We start from the raw sequence: 18,031 nt of genomic DNA on the forward strand, positions 1-18,031 counted from the left end.
GGTTTCAATCTCGGCCAAAGCGGTCCGTGAGAATGGCTGGGAGTAACGACCGATTTACACAAGATATCGGACATACTAGCGACCAAGGATGAGCGTAGTGGAGGAGCAGGGACGCTGCAGCACAAACTAACAATACTGACGAAAAGAGACGCCCGGTAGCTAGCTGCAATGGCAAGTAGTTACCGGGTGCGATCCATTTAGATAGGTAGGCTAAGTTTGATGGCCGCAGATTGGTTCAGGTAACCATTACGGCGCTCAACATCATACTGGCCAGTCAGCTCCCAGCCGCTGTTCAGCTTTTGGCTGACGCCCACGCCAACTTGTTCTGACCAACGGGGTGCTTTTGCCCCACTGGTAGTAAAGCTGAGATTGGAGGCACCAGCATAAGCTGAGGTGACATTGGCATTGGCACGAATTGCGTCATAGCCAGCACCCACAGTCGTAAACAGGGTGGTTTTACCCCCCGAGTTGTAGTCAAACTTGCCCTTCAGACCGAAGGTCAGCTGCTCCGATGTACGGCTATCGACTTGCAGATTCAGCGCACCTGCACCGCTCTCGTTGTAGCTGCTATCGCGGATGGTATTGTAATCAGCACGCAGTTCCGGTGTGAAAGCCAGGGAGCTTGTCAGCTGATAGCTGCGCTGTATTCCGGTACCCACGGAAAATACGGTGCTGTCGTAGCTGGAGTTGGCGGTAGAGCTATCGAAGCTGATGTTGCGGCTACCATGCGTGGTGTTCTTGCCGGCGCCCACTTGCAGGGAAAGCAGTGCGCCATTGTCCAGCTTGTGGCTGCCATAAGCCGTCAGGTTCCAGACATCAATTTTGGCGGAGTTGCCAGATGCAGAGTCTTTACCGCTTACATTGGCATTGGCATAGGCTAGCGACAGACCCAGCAAATTAGAGGTCGACAGTTTGGCATCTACACCGAAGACGATACCTGCGGTATCTGCCTTGTAGCCTGCAGTACCATCACGCTCACTTTGATCAACCCAGGAACCAAAGGGTTTGGCCCATACTGTTTTGTTACTGAAAACAGTATCACCAGAGGACTGGCCCAGTACGGCAGCCTGGTGGTTGCTTACCACGTTGCCAATACCGCTCAGTGCAGAGCGACTGGCGTTCTGGCTGGCACCGACAAACAGTGGAAGCGTTTGGGAAACGATGCTGCTCTGTGATTGATTGCTTCCCGATCCTGCAGCTGCCATTTTGATGGCCAGCGCATTGTTGGGATTATTGGCAATCAGGTTATCCAGTACTTGTGCCGCGCCCTGACCCGGCAGGTTCTGTTCGGCGTTAACAGCACTGACATACTGGCTGGTAGAGCCAATCAAGGAATAGATGTTGCTGGCGCTAACAAAATATAGACCGTCACCCACAGCACTGTTGATACCACTACCTCCGTTTGCCGAGTTGACGGCGGCAAGCAAGGATTGGGTGGTACCCGGATTGACCACAACGCACTGCGTTGCGGTGCAGCTACTACCCACCCTAAAGCCATTTGCACCTTTGGTTACCAAGCTGTAGTTGTCACTACTGGTGGTAATTAGCGCAAGCAGCTTGCCTTGGGCATTGGTCAGACCAATGGTACCGGACCAGAAATAACCTGCCGTTTGCCAACTCAAGGTTGAACTGGTACCTGCCGAAGTGGTGCCGTACAAACTGGAAGAGTAGGAACCATAATTTCCATCATTAGCGTTGATGGTCCACAGCATTGGTCCGGTTGGCGTAGCAAATGCAGGAACAGCCAGCATGCTACCTACCGCTGCCATACCCAAACTAGAGCAAATCTTTTTCAAATTTATCTTCATAATCTCACCCGCATTTTAAATGTTCATTTCGGTTAATTTTTGTAATCATGCTTACGAAATGTAACACCGGGATATGAAATATGAAAATATCAGCATGAAAGATTTTCGATATTAAATTTGGTTTTTGCTTGTCACTTTTTAACTATTTGTACTGAGCTTTATCGGATGCACAGGATGCTCCATCAAACCCCAGCGGTGATCTGCTTGAATGGGAGGCACAATATGGACAACTTACTTAAAAGTTGCCGCCTCCCGCCACAGCGCAGGCCAGGTCTCTACCCAGCAGCATGGATGGGTGAACCCTGGCATTGTGCGCAGGGTTACCGGCAGGTGTGCAGTCAGGTGTGCGGCCACCCCGGCAGCCAGAGCTGGCGGGATGTTTTCATCTTCTGCACCGCTCAACAGCCATACATGCCCGGCGTGTAACTGAGAAAGCTGTGCCAGCGGGTCCAGCGAACCCTGCAAGGGCGACAGGGCGTGCAGTCTGATCCAGCCCGCCGGGTCCACATTGCCTGCCACGCTTATCAGCAGCTGCACATCGCTGCGCCGTTCGGCCAGCAACAGGGCGAGTGCCGCACCACCGGAATATCCCACCATATTGATTTGCCGTGCACCGTATTGCAGTTTGAGTTGGTCCAGTGCCTGGTCCAGCGCGGCCACCACCGGCTCGGAAAAGCGGGCAGCGGTCCACCACGCCTGCTGGCACTGTGGCGGCATGGGCTGCGCATACTGGCAGGGGCGTGCCAGATAGACGGCCACGCCATCCGGCTGCTGCAAGGCCAGTTGTAAGCCTACGGGGCGCAGTGGGGTAGGGTCATCCGACGGGGTGTCGCTATTGAGCCAGGCCAGGCCATCGCCTTCCAGATAAACCGTAATTGGCTGATTGCCTGCTGCCTGCGCGACCGGGCCGGCACTGAACAGACTGAAGTCCCCTGCCTGCAGATACTGCCCTTGCCAGCCCTTGGCTTGCAGCAACCGCTGCGACTGAGCCAGGCGGCTTGCGCCATCCGGCAGCTGAGCACAGGCCGAAAGTAGAAGCACACCACACAACAGAGCAATACGCAGCAGAATGGGAAACATGGCAAAGACGAGCGCTGAGGAAAACCACACTATAACGCTTGGACCGCAGCACCGCTCCTCTACCTGCTATTGAAGTAGTGCGTCAGCAGGTTCTCAAGCAGACCAAAGGAGATCATACCTTTACCGAAATCCTGTTGGCCGCACGTGGAGCAGCTGGAATGGCCTGTCTGCTTGCGCAATGCCAAGGCAAACTCCGTGCTGCTATGGTTTAGCATATTTGCCATGTCGCATTGCAATGTGAACCATCCCTCATTCACGAGATGCATTCATGTCAGCTTCCTCTAGGAAAGCGGAGATTTTTCATTGGTCACACGTTCGTCCACTTCGGCCGATCTCCGGTAATTCTGTGGACACATCGGAGAATGGCTGCTCAAGGTCGTTAGCAGAATCCCCCTTGTCAGTAATCTATTTAAACTTGTGCCGTTCAACTTTACGCATTCACCCCCATTCACCCGATCCGTATACCTGACCGCCCTGACGCTACCCCTTTCCCGTCCGCCGTGCGGCAGTGGCAGGCAAATCATCATCCGCGTGGCGGACAGCTGATGTTTAAACAGTTCGATAGTTGCTAAGCGACAGCGGTGTTGCGATGTCGGGCTTAACTTCGCGGGTCTTACCCCAATGCCGGGTATGGCGAGCCAAGCTCTCTTTCCCTTCCTCCGCCCCGCCAACCAGCATTTTTCCTACCCGCACAAAGCCCACTCACAAAGTACGGACTTCCGCACCCGCCGTGCGGGGCAAAGTACGGCCTGACGTCGGCGTGGTTTTTTGTGAAAATAAAAATCCATAAAAATCAATAATTTAAGAATTTTTTACAGGACAAAAAGGCTGGCACGCTAGTTGCGATAAGAAGGGCAGCTGAGAAGCTTTCAACTCACCCTTTCGATACAAACTGGAGAATGCCATGACTGTAAAGAACACTTCCGTCAAGAATGACAAGCTGAGCGCCAACGGCCAACACGGCGGCATGCCGCTGTTGCACGAACCCAAGCTGAACAAGGGCACGGCCTATAGCGTGGAAGAGCGCCGTCAGCTGGGTCTGGAAGGCCTGCTGCCGCATGCAGTGGAAAACCTGGACCGTCAGGTAGAGCGCGTCATGGCCCACCTGGACGAAAAAGCGGACGATCTGGAACGCTACACCTACCTGATCGGCCTGGAAGACCGTAACGAAACCGTGTTCTACAAGACGGTGATGTCCGACCCGAAACGCTTCATCCCGGTGCTGTACGATCCGACCGTGGCTGATGCCTGCGAAACCTTCGGCAACAACTACCGCCGCGCCCGTGGCATGTATATCACCCGCTACATGAAGGGCCGCATTGCCGAAGTGCTGCGCAACTGGCCGGAAAAAGACGTGCGCTTCATCTGTGTGTCCACCGGTGGCCGCATTCTGGGTCTGGGCGATATCGGTGCCAATGGCATGGGCATCCCGATTGGCAAGCTGCAGCTGTACACCGCTTGCGCCGCCGTACCGCCGGCCGGCCTGCTGCCGGTGCTGTTTGATATCGGCACCACCAATGAAACCCTGCGCGCCGACCCCTTCTATATGGGCACCCGCGAAGCCCCGGTTTCCGAAGCCGAGCTGGACGAACTGACCGAAGAATTCATTCAGGCCGTGCAGGAAGTCTTCCCCAATTGCTGCGTGCATTTTGAAGACTGGAAGGGCACCGACGCCATCCGCATGCTGGATCGCTACAAAGACAAGATCCTCTGCTACAACGATGACATCCAGGGCACGGCCAGTGTGGCACTGGCAGGTATCGCTGCCGGCATGAACATTACTGGCGGCAAGCTGACCGACCAGCGTGTGATGTTCCTGGGTGCCGGTTCTGCTGGCCTGGGCATTGCCAAGCTGTTCTGCGCCGAGCTGCAAACCCTGGGCCTGAGCGAAGCCGAAGCACGCAAGCAGGTTGCCCTGTTCGACATCAACGGCCTGATCGAGCATTCGCGTACCGACCTGTCCGAAACCCAGAAGCTGTATGCCCGCCCGGCCAAGCCGTGCAAGGATTTCCTCAAGGCCATCGAAGAGTTCAAGCCGACGGTATTGATTGGCGTGAGCACCAAGGCGCGTGCCTTCACTCGTGAAGTGATCGAGCTGATGAGCAAGCTGAACGAGCAGCCCATCATCTTTGCCCTGTCCAACCCGACCCACAAGGCCGAGTGCAGCGCCGAGGAAGCCTACACCTGGTCCAAGGGCAAGGCACTGTTTGCCGCTGGCGTGCAGTTCCCCGACTTCGAATACGAAGGCAAGACCTACCGTCCGGGCCAGGCCAACAACTTCTACATCTACCCGGCCATCGGCCTGGCGACCTATGCCTGCCGCCCGACCCGCCTGAACGACGAATGCTTCATCGTGGCCGCCCACGCCACTGCCGACCAGGTCACGCTGACCCAGCGCGCCAAGGCCATGCTGTTCCCCAGTCAGGAGCAGATTCTGGAAACCGAAGTGACCACGGCCGCCCGTATTGCCGAGTACATGTTCGATGCCGGTCTGGCCCAGGTAGAGCGTCCGCGTGATATCCGCGCCTGGCTTGAGGCTCAGCTGTACAAGCCGCAGTACTGAGACCCGATAACAAAACCCCCGCTCCTGCGTTGCGCCGCCTTGCCGTACTACTTGTACTGTCTGCGGCGGCGCGCCTTGGCCCGGGAGGCTTTGTTAGCGGTTCTTGATGGAAGATTGCACCGCTCAGACGGGCGGTGCATGAACAAATGACAGGTGCCACAAGCGCCTGATGCCACCGCCGGGTCGGCTAACCGGCTGGTGGTGGCCGACAATACAAAGGTGTCTATCATGGACTACATCATTCATACCCTGCAGAAATACCCGGAGATTGCGATCTATCTGACCATCGCCGTCGGTTTCTGGGTGGGTAACCTCAATATGGGCAAGTTCAATCTGGGGGTGGTCACCAGTACCTTGCTGGCCGGCCTCTTGATTGGCCAGGTGCATCTGGTGATTCCGGCTGTGCTGCAATCCACCTTCTTTGCCATGTTCCTGTTTGCCGTCGGCTATGCCGTGGGGCCGCAATTCATCCGCGCACTCAAGAGCGACGGTATCTCGCAGGTGTTCTTTACCGTGCTGGTGTGTGCCTCCGGCCTGTTCACCGCCATCTTGCTGGGCAAGATGCTGCACTATGATGCCGCGCTGACTGCCGGCCTGCTGTCCGGTGGCTATACCAATTCCACCGTACTGGGCGTGGCAACCGACCTGCTCAATCAGGCCAGCCAGATGCCGGGTGGCGTGAAAGTGGCCATGGCGCTGATGCCGGTGGCCTATGCCGTGACCTATCCCTTCGGTACTGCTGGTTCGGCCTGGTTTCTGGCTTCTTTCGCACCGAAAGTGCTGGGCTTCAATCTGGTGGAAGAGTGCAAGACCTACGAAAAGGAAAACGGCAGCGGCCATACCGTGGGCAGCACGGCTTACCGCGAATTTTCCGCCCGTGCTTTCCAGCTGAATAATGTTGATCTGTTCGACAAGACGGTTTCCGAAGTGGAAGCCATGTTCAATCACGAAATCTTCGTCCGCCGCGTACGTCAGGCCGTGGGTGCCAAGATTGTCGATTGCGAAGGCAGTACCCGCATCCAGCGCAATGATGTGGTGGCCATTTCCGGCACGCTGACCGCGCTGCTGAAATACCAGCACCATTTCGGCAAGGAAGTGAAAGACGTGCCGCTGCTGGACTTCTCCACCGAGCTGCTCGACCTGGTAGTGACCAGTCGCAAATACGCCGGCAAGACGCTGGGCGACATCACGACCGAACTGTTCGGCAAACCGGGCCGTGGCCTGTTCCTGACCCGCTTCAGTCGTGGCGATCTGGACATGCCGATGGGGCAGGATGTAGTGGTACAGCGCGGCGACGTGCTGACCATTCTGGGTGCCAAGCAGGACGTGGCCGTCGTGGCCAAGCAACTGGGCTATGCCGACCGTCCGCTGGAAAACTCCGACATGGCCTTCATGGGCTTCGGCATCGTGGCTGGCAGCATTCTGGGTGCCATCACCGTGCATGTGGCCGGGATTCCGCTCAGTTTCGGCACTTCGGTTGGCTCCATCGTGGCCGGTATTGTCTGCGGCTACCTGCGTGCCTCCATGCGTACTTTCGGCAAGATCCCCGGCCCGGCGCTGTGGGTGTTCAATAATGTCGGCCTGAACGGCTTTATCGCGGTCATCGGCCTGAATGCCGCACCGGGCTTCATTTCCGGCCTGCAACAATACGGCCTGACCCTGCTGTTTGCCGGAGCCGTGGTCACCATGGTGCCGCTGATTGTCGGCCTGCTGCTGGGTCGCTTCGTGTTCAAGTTCCACCCTGGCATCCTGCTGGGAGCCTGCGCCGGCGCCCGTTCCACCACCGCCGCGCTGGGCGCATTGCAGGACGCCGCCCAGAGCAAGGTACCGGCACTGGGCTATACCGTAGGGTATGCCGTGTCGCGACTGGTGATGGCTGTGTTCACCATCGTGCTGGTCAACGTGTTCTAGCTGTCTTGTTCTTTATCCTTTCGGTCGTCGTGGTTCTGCCATGACCTTGCCACGCAGATGACCCTGCGTGGCTTTTTTGCTTGTCATGCTGCGATGCAATAATTCGCTGGGGATTGTGGGATAATGCGCCCGCCATGGCTGCAGCAAGGCCGGTTTTTCCAGTCAGACGGGTGTGTGACCCGGAGTTGGTATGAAGCGAACCCGTTTTTATCTTTACCTGCTGTTTTCCATGTTGCTGTCGCTGCTGGCCGCGTATGCGGTGTACAGCATCAGCTGGCAGCAGCTGCTACAGCAACGGCAGCAGGAGTCCGCACGGCGGCTGGCGCGCAATGCCGGCTTTCTGGAGCACGAGGTCGACAAATACGGCCTGCTGCCGCTGGCGGCGTCCTACAACGACACCCTGCGCGAAGCGCTGCTGCAGCCGGCCGACGCGCAACAGCTGGCCCGTGCCAATGACTACCTGCTGCGGCTCAATCAGGGGGCCGGCTCCTTGCAGGCCTATCTGATGGACAAGCAGGGCAAGGTGATTGCCTCCAGCAACTGGCAGCAAAAAGACAGTTTTGTCGGGCGCAACATCGCCTATCGCCCGTATTTCCAGCAGGCAGCGGCCAACCGCATCACCACCTTTTACGCCGTGGGTACCACCGGCAACGCCACCGGCTTTTATCTGGCCACCGGCATCTACCAGGGGGGCGAGCGGCTGGGCGTGGTGGCCATCAAGATCGGGCTGGAACAGCTGGAGCACATGTGGGGCAATATTGTAGAGCCCTTGCTGGTGTCGGATTCCAACGGCGTGGTGGTGCTGTCATCGGTGCCGGAGTGGAAATACCATGCCACGGTGCCGCTCAGCTTTGACGCCAGGCTGGCCCTGGAAAAAGCCCAGCAGTACAACAAGCAGATCATCAAGCCGCCCATCTGGCAGCGCAAAAGCGTGCTTAATAGCCAGGCCATGCTGGTGCAGATGGGGCAGGGCCGCACTCGGCACGAATATCTGGCCATCAATCAGACCATTCCGGTCAGCGGCATGACGCTGACCATGGTGATTGATACCCACGAAATGCACAGTCTGGCGCTGACCCGGGCACTGGCCGTGGCGGTGATGGTGGGCTTTGCCTGCCTGCTCTTGCACTCGGTACGGCTGTGGCGCATGGGCATCAAGACCCAGGCCGAGGCCCGCCGTGCCCTGCAGCGCGCACATGACCAGCTGGAAGAGCAGGTGGAGCAGCGCAGCAGCGAGCTGAAACAGGCCAATGCCAGCCTGAAAATGGAAATCGAAGAACGCATCCAGGCCGCGCGCCAGGTGGAGAACTTCCAGAACGAGCTGATCCGCACCGAAAACCTAGCGGTGATCGGCCAGCTATCCACCGGCATCGCCCACGAGATCAACCAGCCGCTGGCTGCCTTGTCGGCGCTATCGGCCAATACCGTGCGCTTTCTGGAAATCAACGACCTGGCCACCGCGCGGGCTAATCTGGAACGTATTACCGACATCGTGGCACGGCTGGGCGCGCTCACCGAACAGCTCAAATCCTTTGCCCGCCGCCCCAGTGGCGAGCGCGAATCCGTCGCGGTGGCACAGGCCGTGGACAATGCGCTGTTCCTGCTCAATCACCGCCTGAAGAAAACCCTGATCCGGCTGGAGCTGCCAGCCCAGCCGGAAGACATCGTGGTGCTGTGCGAGGCGGTGCGGCTGGAGCAGGTGCTGGTGAATCTGGTCAGCAATGCCATTGATGCGCTGCACGAAGTGGCCGACCCGCTGATCGCCATCAGCTGGCAGCGGCAGGACGACATCGTGCGCATTCAGGTGCGTGACAACGGCAGCGGCCTGTCGGAACAGGTCAGACAGCATATTTTCGAACCCTTCTTTACCACCAAGAAAACCAGCGGGCTGGGGCTGGGCCTGGCGTTGTCCTCGGACATCATCAAGGCCTATGGCGGCGTATTGTCCGCCGACAATCACCCGGATGGCGGAGCGGTATTCACCATCACGCTCAGACAAAACAGGCAGGAGTAAAACATGAGCAATCTTCAGGTACTGGTGATCGAGGACGACCAGGATGTCCAGCTGGGCTATGTGCAGGCACTGGGGCTGGATGGCATCCCGGCGCAGGGCTTCGACTCGGTGGAAAAGGCGCGCCGCGCCATCGGCCGTGATTTTGCCGGCATCATTGTCAGCGACATCCGCCTGCCCGGCATGGACGGACTGGCCTTCATGCAGGAACTGCTGGCCGACGACCCCGACCTGCCGGTCATCCTCATCACCGGCCACGGCGACATCGCCATGGCGGTACAGGCCATGCGCGACGGCGCTTACGACTTCATCCAGAAACCCTTCCTGCCACAGGTGCTGGTGTCGGTGGTGCAGCGCGCCATGGAAAAACGCCGGCTGGCACTGGAAGTCCGCCAGCTGCGCCGCCAACTGGCGGCATTTGGCGGCCTGGAAAGCCGGCTGATCGGCAACTCCGGCGTCATGGCCGAACTGCGCCGGCTGGTGCAGGGCGTGGCGGCTACCCCCACCGACATCCTGATCAATGGCGAAACCGGTGCCGGCAAGGAGCTGCTGGCGCGCTGCCTGCACGACCTCTCCGGCCGCACCGGCCCCTTTGTGGCGCTAAACTGCGGCGGCCTGCCGGAAACCCTGTTTGACAGCGAAATGTTCGGCCACGAAGCCGGCGCGTTTTCCGGGGCCAGCAAGCAGCGCATTGGCAAGATCGAATACGCCCAGCACGGCACGCTGTTTCTGGACGAAATCGAAAGCATGACCATGCCGATGCAGATCAAGCTGTTGCGCGTGCTGCAGGAGCGGGTGATCGAACGGCTGGGCTCCAACCGGCTGATCCCGGTGGATTTTCGCGTGATTGCCGCCACCAAGGCCGATCTGTCCAAACTGGCCGATGAGGACAAATTCCGCGCCGACCTGTACTTCCGCCTGAACGTGGTCACGCTGGACCTGCCACCGCTACGTGCCCGGCGCGAGGATATCCCGCTGCTGTTCGACTACTTCGTCAGCCAGTCCGCCCTGCGCATGAACCGCCCGGCACCGGCCATCACCGCAGAGGTGGTGCGCGACCTGATGGCCTACCACTGGCCGGGCAATGTACGCGAACTGCGCAACCAGGCCGACCGCTTCGTGCTGGACCTGAAAATGTTGCCAGGCACCGCTGCCGCCGACACCCAGCTCACCCTGCACACGGCAGTGGAATCCTTCGAAAAGGGCATGATTGCCGAAGAACTGCGCAAGCAGGGCGGCAATGTCTCCAAAACCGCCGAAGTGCTGAAAATCGCCAAGACCACGCTATTCGACAAGATCCGCAAATACGATCTGGAAGAAAAGTAAGCCAGGCAGCACGCCACAGGCAAAGCCAGCAGCCGGGCAGATCACCGCCCGGCTGCTGGCTTTTTGTTTGGCGCTGCCGCGAGGGGGTACGCCATAGTGCTGTGGATATTCTTGATGGTCATTTGATGACGAATGATTAATAAGTGATTAGAATCAGCCAAGGGCAGGGGGCACTCTGCAGGGTGGAAGGCAGTTTACGGCTAGGAGTGGACGTAGACAGCGGGGGTGGTCGCAATAATCAGGCTGTATCTGGTGTTTAGTGATGTCATTTATTCGGTAGCTTGTGATTATGAGCATCGCCTTCCATCATCCTCGATAGAGTACGAATAATAGTTAAATTATTATTTTATTTTGCATTGGCATTTATCTTTAATAAATTTTATTGTCAGACTTTAAGTGGAAGTTATAATGCGTTTTAAATTAATATTTCTGCCAGCACTCTTGCTGAGTGCGCAAGCAATTTCTGCGAATATTGAGGAAGTAAAGGCTGACGATATCATTAGTCGAGATATCACAGCTGGCGATAGAACATTTTCTTTGCCGCCGGGGCAGTGGCATGTAATAGCTAGAAGTAAAAGTAATGGAGCTGATGTGGCAGGTAATCCGTTTCCAATTCGCAATGTTCTGTTGGCTCAGTACAAACATAATGAATTATTTGCCATGGTACGTGTAATCTCCCCATTGGGAGATTTATCTAAATTTGGCCGTAATGGCTGGAAGGATGATCCATGCAGCAATCTGAAGTCAGTTTACATGCAGGACAAGCTGGAGGGTAATTATCGATTACCTGAGTGCGTATATGTCCGCCCGGTATTCGGCTTTGGTGACGCTGCGGATAGTTATTGGCGAGAGGCCATGCGGCGTATACGGAGTGCAGGAGTTTCAACTCCCCCTTTAATGGTGATCGTAGATTGCCATTATTATCGAGATGGTGGTTTTGTTCATTTCTCTACATGGCTTAATCCCGAGATGGCCGGAGTTGCCAGGGACCCGGCCCTTACTGCCATCGACAGTAAATGGAATTCAGAAAATATCCAAGGCCCCTATAAGAATTTTGCTGACCAAGCAGGAAGCTGGGCATACCGAATGGCCGCTGCTGTAAAAAGTAGTTATAACGGAAATCCACTACCAGTCCCAGAGCTACCATATGTCACCATCAGATAAATAGAAGCTCCTGCTTGATTTCAGTTTGGGGTCATCTGCTGGTGCTATGTATTGACTGCTTTCGGCCACAACCGGCCAGTGGTCAAGTCGCCCAAAAGCAGCCGTATGATGTCATTGGCACTTTTAAACGATTGAAGGATTTGGCGGAATAACTAATACTGGATGTGCTCCAGAAGAATCCAGTAATTAGAGAGTTAATGAATTTAAAAATCTATATTTTGGCGAAAAGGCGTGCTAAATGGGAACTTCCATAGAACTCTGCATTGGTAATGTGTCTCTATCGTATTCCAAGAACTTCATGGGGATAGATTACGGGTTCTTGTTCCAGGAAGGTGATCTCTTCCGCCGCAAGACGGACTCAATAGATTACGAATATTACGCAGAACATCCCGAAGAGAAGGGGGAGTTGGCCGAAGCTGAGGAACTTTTTGCAAGAACGCTTTCTCGCATCTTGCCGCGTCTTGAGATACTCGGCTTCACTCTTGAAGCCGCACGCGCCGAATATGAAATGATGGTCGCAGAAGCGGTCTATATGGATAGCTATGGCGAGCCAGAAGAGAAGAAAGACAAATATCTGACGTTTGAAGAATTTTGCAATTTAGTTTGCCGCTATCCTCTAAGCGATCTGAAAAGTAATTATGTCGAGTTCGAAACACCGGATCGAGACACGCTTTCACAGGGGCGGTTTGCCGCTGAGATCGAAATATTTGAGCGGATTCCCAGAACTGAAGATTCTGATTTTTATTGGTCCGAAGCTAGCTTCCTTTCCGCAAGAGTTTGCATTCTGAGTGCTGAGTCGATGCTTCGTATCTTTGCTCTGAATTCAGCAAATACTGAAGTTGAGGTCACGTGGGAGTTTGGCCCCATTGTCCATGCCGGTTGGGTTAAACGTGAGGCATTCCAGCCGGGGGTGCGGCAAAAGCAAAAAATTCTGATCGCGACCGAGGGCGCATCTGACGCACGCATCATTCGTCGGTCGCTCGATATCCTCCATCCGGATGTGGCAGACTTTTTCAATTTCGTCGATGTCGATGAACGCCATCATTTCTGGGGAACCGGCAATCTCGTTAAATTCGCAGAAGGGCTTTTACGAATTGACCTTCTCAACCAGGTCTTATTCGTTTTCGACAACGACGCGGAGGGCGTTGATGCCTTTCGCAAGCTTGAAAAACTGAAACTACCTGCAAACATGCGAGCGATGCTCTTACCCGATCTTGAGGAATTTAGGGAATTCGTCACCCGCGGTCCGGAGGGCGTTAGCGTTTCTGATATCAATGGTCGAGCCGCCGCGATTGAATGCTATCTCGACCTAAGTTTGGATCAATATCCAGCCCCTCAGGTCACGTGGAGCAATTTCAAAAAAGACATCGATGCGTGGCATGGTGTGTTGGATTTCAAAGAATCCTATTCAAAACATTTCTACGATCAACCTGACGACCTGTTGCGAAGCAGTAGTTACGATGTTTCTAAGATATTGAAATTACTTGATGCAATGATCCATCAGGCCGGGCTGGTAATCCCAGTGATTTGAAGGGATCCTTGTTTTTCTTGCTAGCGCGTCCAAAGTTATTTCCTGAACTTGGTCGTTCCTCTAAACGTATGCTTCTTCAAACCAGCCACTTCCGCTTTGGGTCGAAAGCATCCACCACACCAACACCACCCCATCCCCCGTCAAGCATGTCGACAGGTGCGCTGCTGCGGGTTTAAGTGGCTGGCTGTTTGAGCGATTGGACGATCGTCAATCGCGAGTTCCAGCCGGGCAGCCGTAGGTCATGCTTGCCCGGGGTGGTCTGGGTGGTGAAGGAGGGCTTGGCTAGGCCAGCCCTCCTTCCCGTTTGCCACGCGGAAGCGGCATGGAAATCATCATCCGTAATCGCGGATGCCAAGCCTGATTGGTAGTCAAAGTTGGCAATTGACTAATACGACGGAATACCGGGTTTGGCTTGGCGGGCCTCGCCCTGCTGGTGATTTACTTCGCCAGCGCCACCTCCACACATCGCGCCTGTAGCAGATGGCCAATGTCTACCGGCGACATCGCTACCTGCAGGCCGCGTCGGCCGCCGTTGATATAGACCTTGGGCAGTTGCAGGATGCTGGCTTCCATATACACCGGCATCGGCGTGCGGGTGGCGAAGGGGCTGGTGCCGCCCACCAGATAGCCGGAGTGGCGGTTGGCTACGTCCGGCTTGCACGGCTGCACTTTTTTGCAGGGCAGCTGGCGGGCCAGTTCCTTGGCCGATACCTTGCAATCGCCGTGCATCAGCACCACCAGTGGCAGGCCGTCCTGGTCTTCAAACAGCAGGGTCTTGATGACGGCGTGTTCGTTGACCTCCAGTTCGCGGGCCGGGGTGGCGGTGCCGCCGTGTTCTTCGTAGCGGTAGGCGTGGCAGCTGAATTCCACCTTGTGGTCCAGCAAAAAGCGTAGTGCCGGGGTGCTGCCGGCAATGGTCTGGTGTTGCATGGTTTACTCCGTAAAGCATGAGGTCGAGGCCGGCGGGTGAACACACCGCCGGGCGCTGGTCTGGATCAGGCCTGTGGCTGCGCGGGCAGGCCGTATTCCTGTGGAAAGGTGTGCAGCGAGCTTTTCACCACGGTGACCGCGCCGTCGATCAGGCCGCAGCGGCCGCTGCCAGGCAGGATCTGGCACAGGTGCTGCAGCGCATCCAGGTCGGCCGGGCTGTGGCGGCCGCCATCCACCCGGTCCAGCAGGCGGGCCAGCTGGAAGGTGCCGCATTTGCACGATGGGCACTGGCCGCAGGAGCCCTTGGCGAAGAAGTCGATGTATTCGGCCACCTTGCGGATGATGCTGCTGCCTTCGGAGATGACGATCATGGCACCGGTGCCCAGCCGCGAATGGCGCAGCCAGACCGAGTCGAAATCCAGTGCCACGTCCAGATCGCGCGCGGTGAGCAGGGTGTTGGACGGACCGCCGGTAAATACTGCCTTGAAGGCTTTGCCCTGCAGCATGCCGCCGCCGTAATCAAAAACCAGCTGCTGCAGGCTGGTACCCATGGGCAGTTCGTACAGGCCGGGGCGCAGCACATCGCCGGACAGCGAGTACAGCTTGGTGCCGCAGGCCTTGCCCACGCCCAGTGCGCGGTACCAGCCGGCACCATGGCGCAGGATGTGGCTGACATTGGCCAGGGTTTCCACATTGTTGATCAGGGTGGGCTGGCAGTTGATGCCTTGCTCGGCCGGGAAGGGCGGCTTTTTGCGCGGGAAAGGAAAGCCGGCTTCCAGCGAGGCCACCACGGCGGTTTCTTCTCCGCCGATATAGCGGCCAGAGCTGGCGACGACCTTGATTTCCAGTGCATGACCCATGGCGGCAGCCAGCTTTTCCGGCCAGGGGCTGTCCTGCCACTGGCTGACGGCCTGCTGCATGGTGTGCAGGCTGCGGCCCTGGTGCGGGTTGAGGTAGAAGATGAGGCAGCGGGCGCGTACGGCCAACGCGGCGATCAGCGCACCTTCTATCACCTGGTGCGGCGATGCGCTGAGCAGGGTGCGGTCCTTGAAGGTACCGGGTTCGTCTTCATTGCCATTGCACACCACGTATTTGCAATCGCCCACGGCATTGGCGGTGGCTTCCCATTTGCGCCAGGCCGGAAAGCCGGCCCCGCCCATGCCGCGCAGGTCGGCATCGGCAATGCAGCGGATGATGGCGGTGGGGGCCTGCAAGGCGGCCTGCAGCCCCAGCCCGCCGCCTTGTTGCAGCCAGGCGGCCAGATCGGGGCCGACCTGCACGGACGGGTTGAGCAATACCTGATTGAGTTTTTCCATGATTGTGTTCTCTTAGGCGCGCGCGCTGGCGGGGCGGTGCAGTGTCAGCCTGGCCTGGCCCGGATACAGCAGCGGGGCTTGCTGGCTGGCGTCCAGCCCGGCCAGTGCCAGCTGGCGCTGCCAGCGATAGACGTGTTCGATACCGCCGCGCAGGGGCGGCAGCGATGATTTGTTGCGGGCGGCCTGGGCCTGGCGCGCCGCCTGCCGTCCGGCACGGCGGCCAAAGGCGAGGATGTCGAGCAGGGCATTGCCCATCAGCCGGTTGCGGCCATGAATGCCACCGGTGATTTCGCCGGCGCACAGCAGGCCGGGCACGCTGCTCTGGCCCTGGCTGTCGATCACCACGCCGCCGTTCTGGTAGTGCAGGGTGGGGTAGACCAGCATGGGTTCGCGTGTGGGGTCGATACCGCATTTGTCGGCCAGGTGTTGCAGTGCCGGCAGCTGGCTGGCCAGCGCGGGCAGGTCTGGGCCGCACAGGCGGCGCAGGTCGAGAAACACGCCTTGTTGGCCGTCGCGCACGATGCCACGGCCGGCGGCGCATTCGCGCAGGATGGCGGCGGTCACGACATCACGCGGGGCCAGTTCGTCGACAAAGCGCTCACCCAGACCGTTCAGCAGCATGGCACCGGCCGAGCGGGCTGCTTCGGAGATCAGCCCGCCGCGCAGGCGCTGCGGCCAGGCCACCCCGGTGGGGTGGTACTGGAAGGCATCCATGTCACGCAGTTGTGCGCCCAGGCGGTAGGCCAGCACCAGCCCGTCGGCCGTGGCCCCGTAGTGATTGGAGGTGGGGAAACCCTGCAGATGCAGCCGGCCGCAGCCGCCAGTGGCCAGGATGGTTTGCCGGGCCGACACCACGATGAAGCGCTGGTATTCCAGGTCGTACAGCACGGCACCGGCGCAGCTGCCGTCTTCGTGCGACAGCAGTTCCACCACCGGGCAGCGGTTCAGCAGCTGGATGCCTGGCTCCAGTTCCACCGTTTCGCGCAGCACGCGCATCATTTCCAGGCCGGTGTAATCGCGGTAGGACAGAATGCGTGGCTGGCTGCAGCCACCGGCTTGCTTGTAGCGCAGCTTGCCGCCGTCGCTGCTGGCATCGACCAGATCAAAATGCATGCCCAGTTCGATCAGCCAGCGGATGACGCCGGGTGCGTCGCTCGCCAGCTGTGCCAGCAGTTGTGGATCGGCGCAGTTGTGGCCGCCGCGCATGGCGTCGTCAAAGTGTTGCTGAGGGCTGTCGCTGGCGGCTAGTGCGGCCTGAATGCCGCCTTCGGCCATCACGGTATTGCTGTCGCCCAGCCGCAGCTTGCTGGCCAGCATGACATCGGCCCCGCCACGGGCAGCGGTCAGTGCGGCGGCTGCGCCGGCCCCGCCACCGCCCAGCACCAGCACGTCGGTGCTGCGTTGTTCGGCACCGGCCAGATCAAAGCCGTCAATCAGCGCATTGCTTTGCAGCAGTCCGGCCAGGAGCGGGTGGCAGGGCTGGCCACGGCTGCTGCCGATTTGCAGCAGCGTGCTGGCATCGGCCGCGTGGTCGGGGTGGTATTGCGCCAGCAGGGCCGCGCGTGACAGGTCGTCCGCCCGCAGTGGCGGTGTGGCATGGCTGGCCCGGTTAAGGCAGGCCTGCTGGTAGGAAATGGCCGTGCTCATGACTCGCTCCTTGCAAGATGGGCCGTGGTGTCGATGGCCAGCTGGCCGCGTGCCTGCTGTTCCAGCCGGCGCAGCAGATCGCCCGGGCGCAGGTTCTGGATGGCCTGGGCGCGGCGCAGGTAGAGCCCGACATGATTGGGGCGGATGTTTTCCGGGCAGGCCAGGGTGCACAGATTGCACATGATGCAGGGATCGAACAGCGCGGCGGCGGCTTGCAGCTCGCCACGGCTGGCCAGGGCAATGCCTTGCTGTACCGGAATGCCACGCGGACAGGCGCGGTCGCAACCGCCGCAATGCCGGCAGTGGGCGGTTTCGGGAAAGGTCTGCTGCAGTTGCGGCAGGGCCTGCCAGCCGTCGCGCAGATCATGCGGCCGATAGCGGTGGACGTGGTCGGGCAGGTAGTAGTCGATGAAGCTGACCTGCATGCCGTCTTCCACCACGGTTTCGCAGGCCAGCCGGCTGACGGTTTCGCGCTCGCCGGCCTTGCGGACCAGGCAGCGACAGGAGCCGCACACCCCCTGGCCCATGCAGCCGATATTGGCGGTGACGGCGTCGGGGCCGTGCAGCCGGGTTTGCAGGATGGAGTCGCCTGGCTGTGCGGCCATCACCTTGCCGTCAATGCTGATGCAGATGGTTTCACTCATGGGGATTTCCTTTGCTGTGGTGCTGGCCCTCTGCCCGTGCTGATGGCGGGCGGATGGCCTGGCCCTTGGCTTGGGCTTTGCAAGGAGCGTGCCACCATAT

The 18,031-nt window shown here is 58.4% G+C and carries 12 protein-coding genes; 6 read left to right on the forward strand and 6 right to left on the reverse strand.

The window, feature by feature from the left end; genetic code table 11:
- Positions 1 to 197 precede the first annotated feature (197 nt).
- Both DBR44_RS15640 and DBR44_RS15645 read right to left on the reverse strand, forming a co-directional pair.
- On the reverse strand, positions 198 to 1,808 hold the full coding sequence (locus tag DBR44_RS15640; protein ID WP_124644953.1) for an autotransporter outer membrane beta-barrel domain-containing protein: 1,611 nt from the start codon (positions 1,806 to 1,808) through the stop codon (positions 198 to 200).
- 231 nt (positions 1,809 to 2,039) lie between these two features.
- On the reverse strand, positions 2,040 to 2,888 hold the full coding sequence (locus DBR44_RS15645) for an alpha/beta hydrolase (protein ID WP_124644954.1): 849 nt from the start codon (positions 2,886 to 2,888) through the stop codon (positions 2,040 to 2,042).
- A 904-nt stretch (positions 2,889 to 3,792) separates the two neighbouring features.
- On the opposite strand from DBR44_RS15645, the gene DBR44_RS15650 reads away from it, so the two are divergent.
- From DBR44_RS15650 to DBR44_RS15675, 6 genes are all read left to right on the forward strand, one after another.
- Positions 3,793 to 5,451 (forward strand): NAD-dependent malic enzyme, encoded by a 1,659-nt coding sequence (locus DBR44_RS15650; protein WP_124644955.1) that lies wholly within the window; start codon positions 3,793 to 3,795, stop codon positions 5,449 to 5,451.
- Between the two features lie 228 nt (positions 5,452 to 5,679).
- Positions 5,680 to 7,362 carry an aspartate-alanine antiporter gene (aspT, locus tag DBR44_RS15655; protein ID WP_124644956.1) on the forward strand — a complete coding sequence of 561 codons (1,683 nt, stop codon included), beginning with the start codon at positions 5,680 to 5,682 and terminating at the stop codon, positions 7,360 to 7,362.
- Positions 7,363 to 7,552: 190 nt separating this feature from the next.
- Entirely contained in the window at positions 7,553 to 9,376 is a 1,824-nt protein-coding gene (locus DBR44_RS15660) for an ATP-binding protein (protein ID WP_124644957.1), read from the forward strand.
- 3 nt (positions 9,377 to 9,379) lie between these two features.
- Positions 9,380 to 10,699, forward strand: coding sequence for a sigma-54 dependent transcriptional regulator (locus tag DBR44_RS15665; protein ID WP_124644958.1), 1,320 nt, complete (start codon positions 9,380 to 9,382; stop codon positions 10,697 to 10,699).
- A gap of 408 nt (positions 10,700 to 11,107) precedes the next feature.
- A complete protein-coding gene (locus DBR44_RS15670; protein WP_124644959.1) occupies positions 11,108 to 11,863 on the forward strand; it encodes a hypothetical protein in 756 nt (251 codons plus the stop codon).
- Between the two features lie 238 nt (positions 11,864 to 12,101).
- Positions 12,102 to 13,394 carry a HEPN/Toprim-associated domain-containing protein gene (locus DBR44_RS15675; RefSeq protein WP_124644960.1) on the forward strand — a complete coding sequence of 431 codons (1,293 nt, stop codon included), beginning with the start codon at positions 12,102 to 12,104 and terminating at the stop codon, positions 13,392 to 13,394.
- Positions 13,395 to 13,832: 438 nt separating this feature from the next.
- On the opposite strand, the gene DBR44_RS15680 is transcribed toward DBR44_RS15675, so the two are convergent.
- The 4 genes from DBR44_RS15680 to DBR44_RS15695 all read right to left on the reverse strand — a co-directional run bounded on the left by DBR44_RS15680 (position 13,833) and on the right by DBR44_RS15695 (position 17,931).
- Positions 13,833 to 14,324: an aminoacyl-tRNA deacylase gene (locus tag DBR44_RS15680; protein WP_124644961.1), complete on the reverse strand. Its 492-nt coding sequence runs from the start codon at positions 14,322 to 14,324 to the stop codon at positions 13,833 to 13,835.
- Positions 14,325 to 14,389: 65 nt separating this feature from the next.
- Positions 14,390 to 15,640, reverse strand: a complete 1,251-nt coding sequence (locus DBR44_RS15685) for an NADH-quinone oxidoreductase subunit F (RefSeq protein ID WP_124644962.1) — start codon at positions 15,638 to 15,640, stop codon at positions 14,390 to 14,392.
- Positions 15,641 to 15,652: 12 nt separating this feature from the next.
- Complete coding sequence (locus DBR44_RS15690) at positions 15,653 to 17,287, reverse strand: FAD-binding protein (protein WP_124644963.1); 1,635 nt, start codon at positions 17,285 to 17,287, stop codon at positions 15,653 to 15,655.
- On the reverse strand, positions 17,284 to 17,931 hold the full coding sequence (locus DBR44_RS15695) for a ferredoxin (RefSeq protein ID WP_124644964.1): 648 nt from the start codon (positions 17,929 to 17,931) through the stop codon (positions 17,284 to 17,286). Before DBR44_RS15695 ends, DBR44_RS15690 begins: the two co-directional genes overlap by 4 nt.
- Between the last annotated feature and the right edge of the window lie 100 nt (positions 17,932 to 18,031).

Origin of the sequence: Aquitalea sp. FJL05, from assembly GCF_003852595.1 — a bacterium.
GTDB classification, from domain to species: Bacteria; Pseudomonadota; Gammaproteobacteria; order Burkholderiales; family Chromobacteriaceae; genus Aquitalea; species Aquitalea aquatilis.

What these genes read in the sequence shown, in the direction of transcription:
- DBR44_RS15640 (WP_124644953.1), bottom strand. Translation starts at nt 1,808, where the DNA reads ATGAAGATAAATTTGAAAAAGATTTGCTCTAGTTTGGGTATGGCAGCG.
- DBR44_RS15645 (WP_124644954.1), bottom strand. Translation starts at nt 2,888, where the DNA reads ATGTTTCCCATTCTGCTGCGTATTGCTCTGTTGTGTGGTGTGCTTCTA.
- DBR44_RS15650 (WP_124644955.1), top strand. Translation starts at nt 3,793, where the DNA reads ATGACTGTAAAGAACACTTCCGTCAAGAATGACAAGCTGAGCGCCAAC.
- aspT (WP_124644956.1), top strand. Translation starts at nt 5,680, where the DNA reads ATGGACTACATCATTCATACCCTGCAGAAATACCCGGAGATTGCGATC.
- DBR44_RS15660 (WP_124644957.1), top strand. Translation starts at nt 7,553, where the DNA reads ATGAAGCGAACCCGTTTTTATCTTTACCTGCTGTTTTCCATGTTGCTG.
- DBR44_RS15665 (WP_124644958.1), top strand. Translation starts at nt 9,380, where the DNA reads ATGAGCAATCTTCAGGTACTGGTGATCGAGGACGACCAGGATGTCCAG.
- DBR44_RS15670 (WP_124644959.1), top strand. Translation starts at nt 11,108, where the DNA reads ATGCGTTTTAAATTAATATTTCTGCCAGCACTCTTGCTGAGTGCGCAA.
- DBR44_RS15675 (WP_124644960.1), top strand. Translation starts at nt 12,102, where the DNA reads ATGGGAACTTCCATAGAACTCTGCATTGGTAATGTGTCTCTATCGTAT.
- DBR44_RS15680 (WP_124644961.1), bottom strand. Translation starts at nt 14,324, where the DNA reads ATGCAACACCAGACCATTGCCGGCAGCACCCCGGCACTACGCTTTTTG.
- DBR44_RS15685 (WP_124644962.1), bottom strand. Translation starts at nt 15,640, where the DNA reads ATGGAAAAACTCAATCAGGTATTGCTCAACCCGTCCGTGCAGGTCGGC.
- DBR44_RS15690 (WP_124644963.1), bottom strand. Translation starts at nt 17,287, where the DNA reads ATGAGCACGGCCATTTCCTACCAGCAGGCCTGCCTTAACCGGGCCAGC.
- DBR44_RS15695 (WP_124644964.1), bottom strand. Translation starts at nt 17,931, where the DNA reads ATGAGTGAAACCATCTGCATCAGCATTGACGGCAAGGTGATGGCCGCA.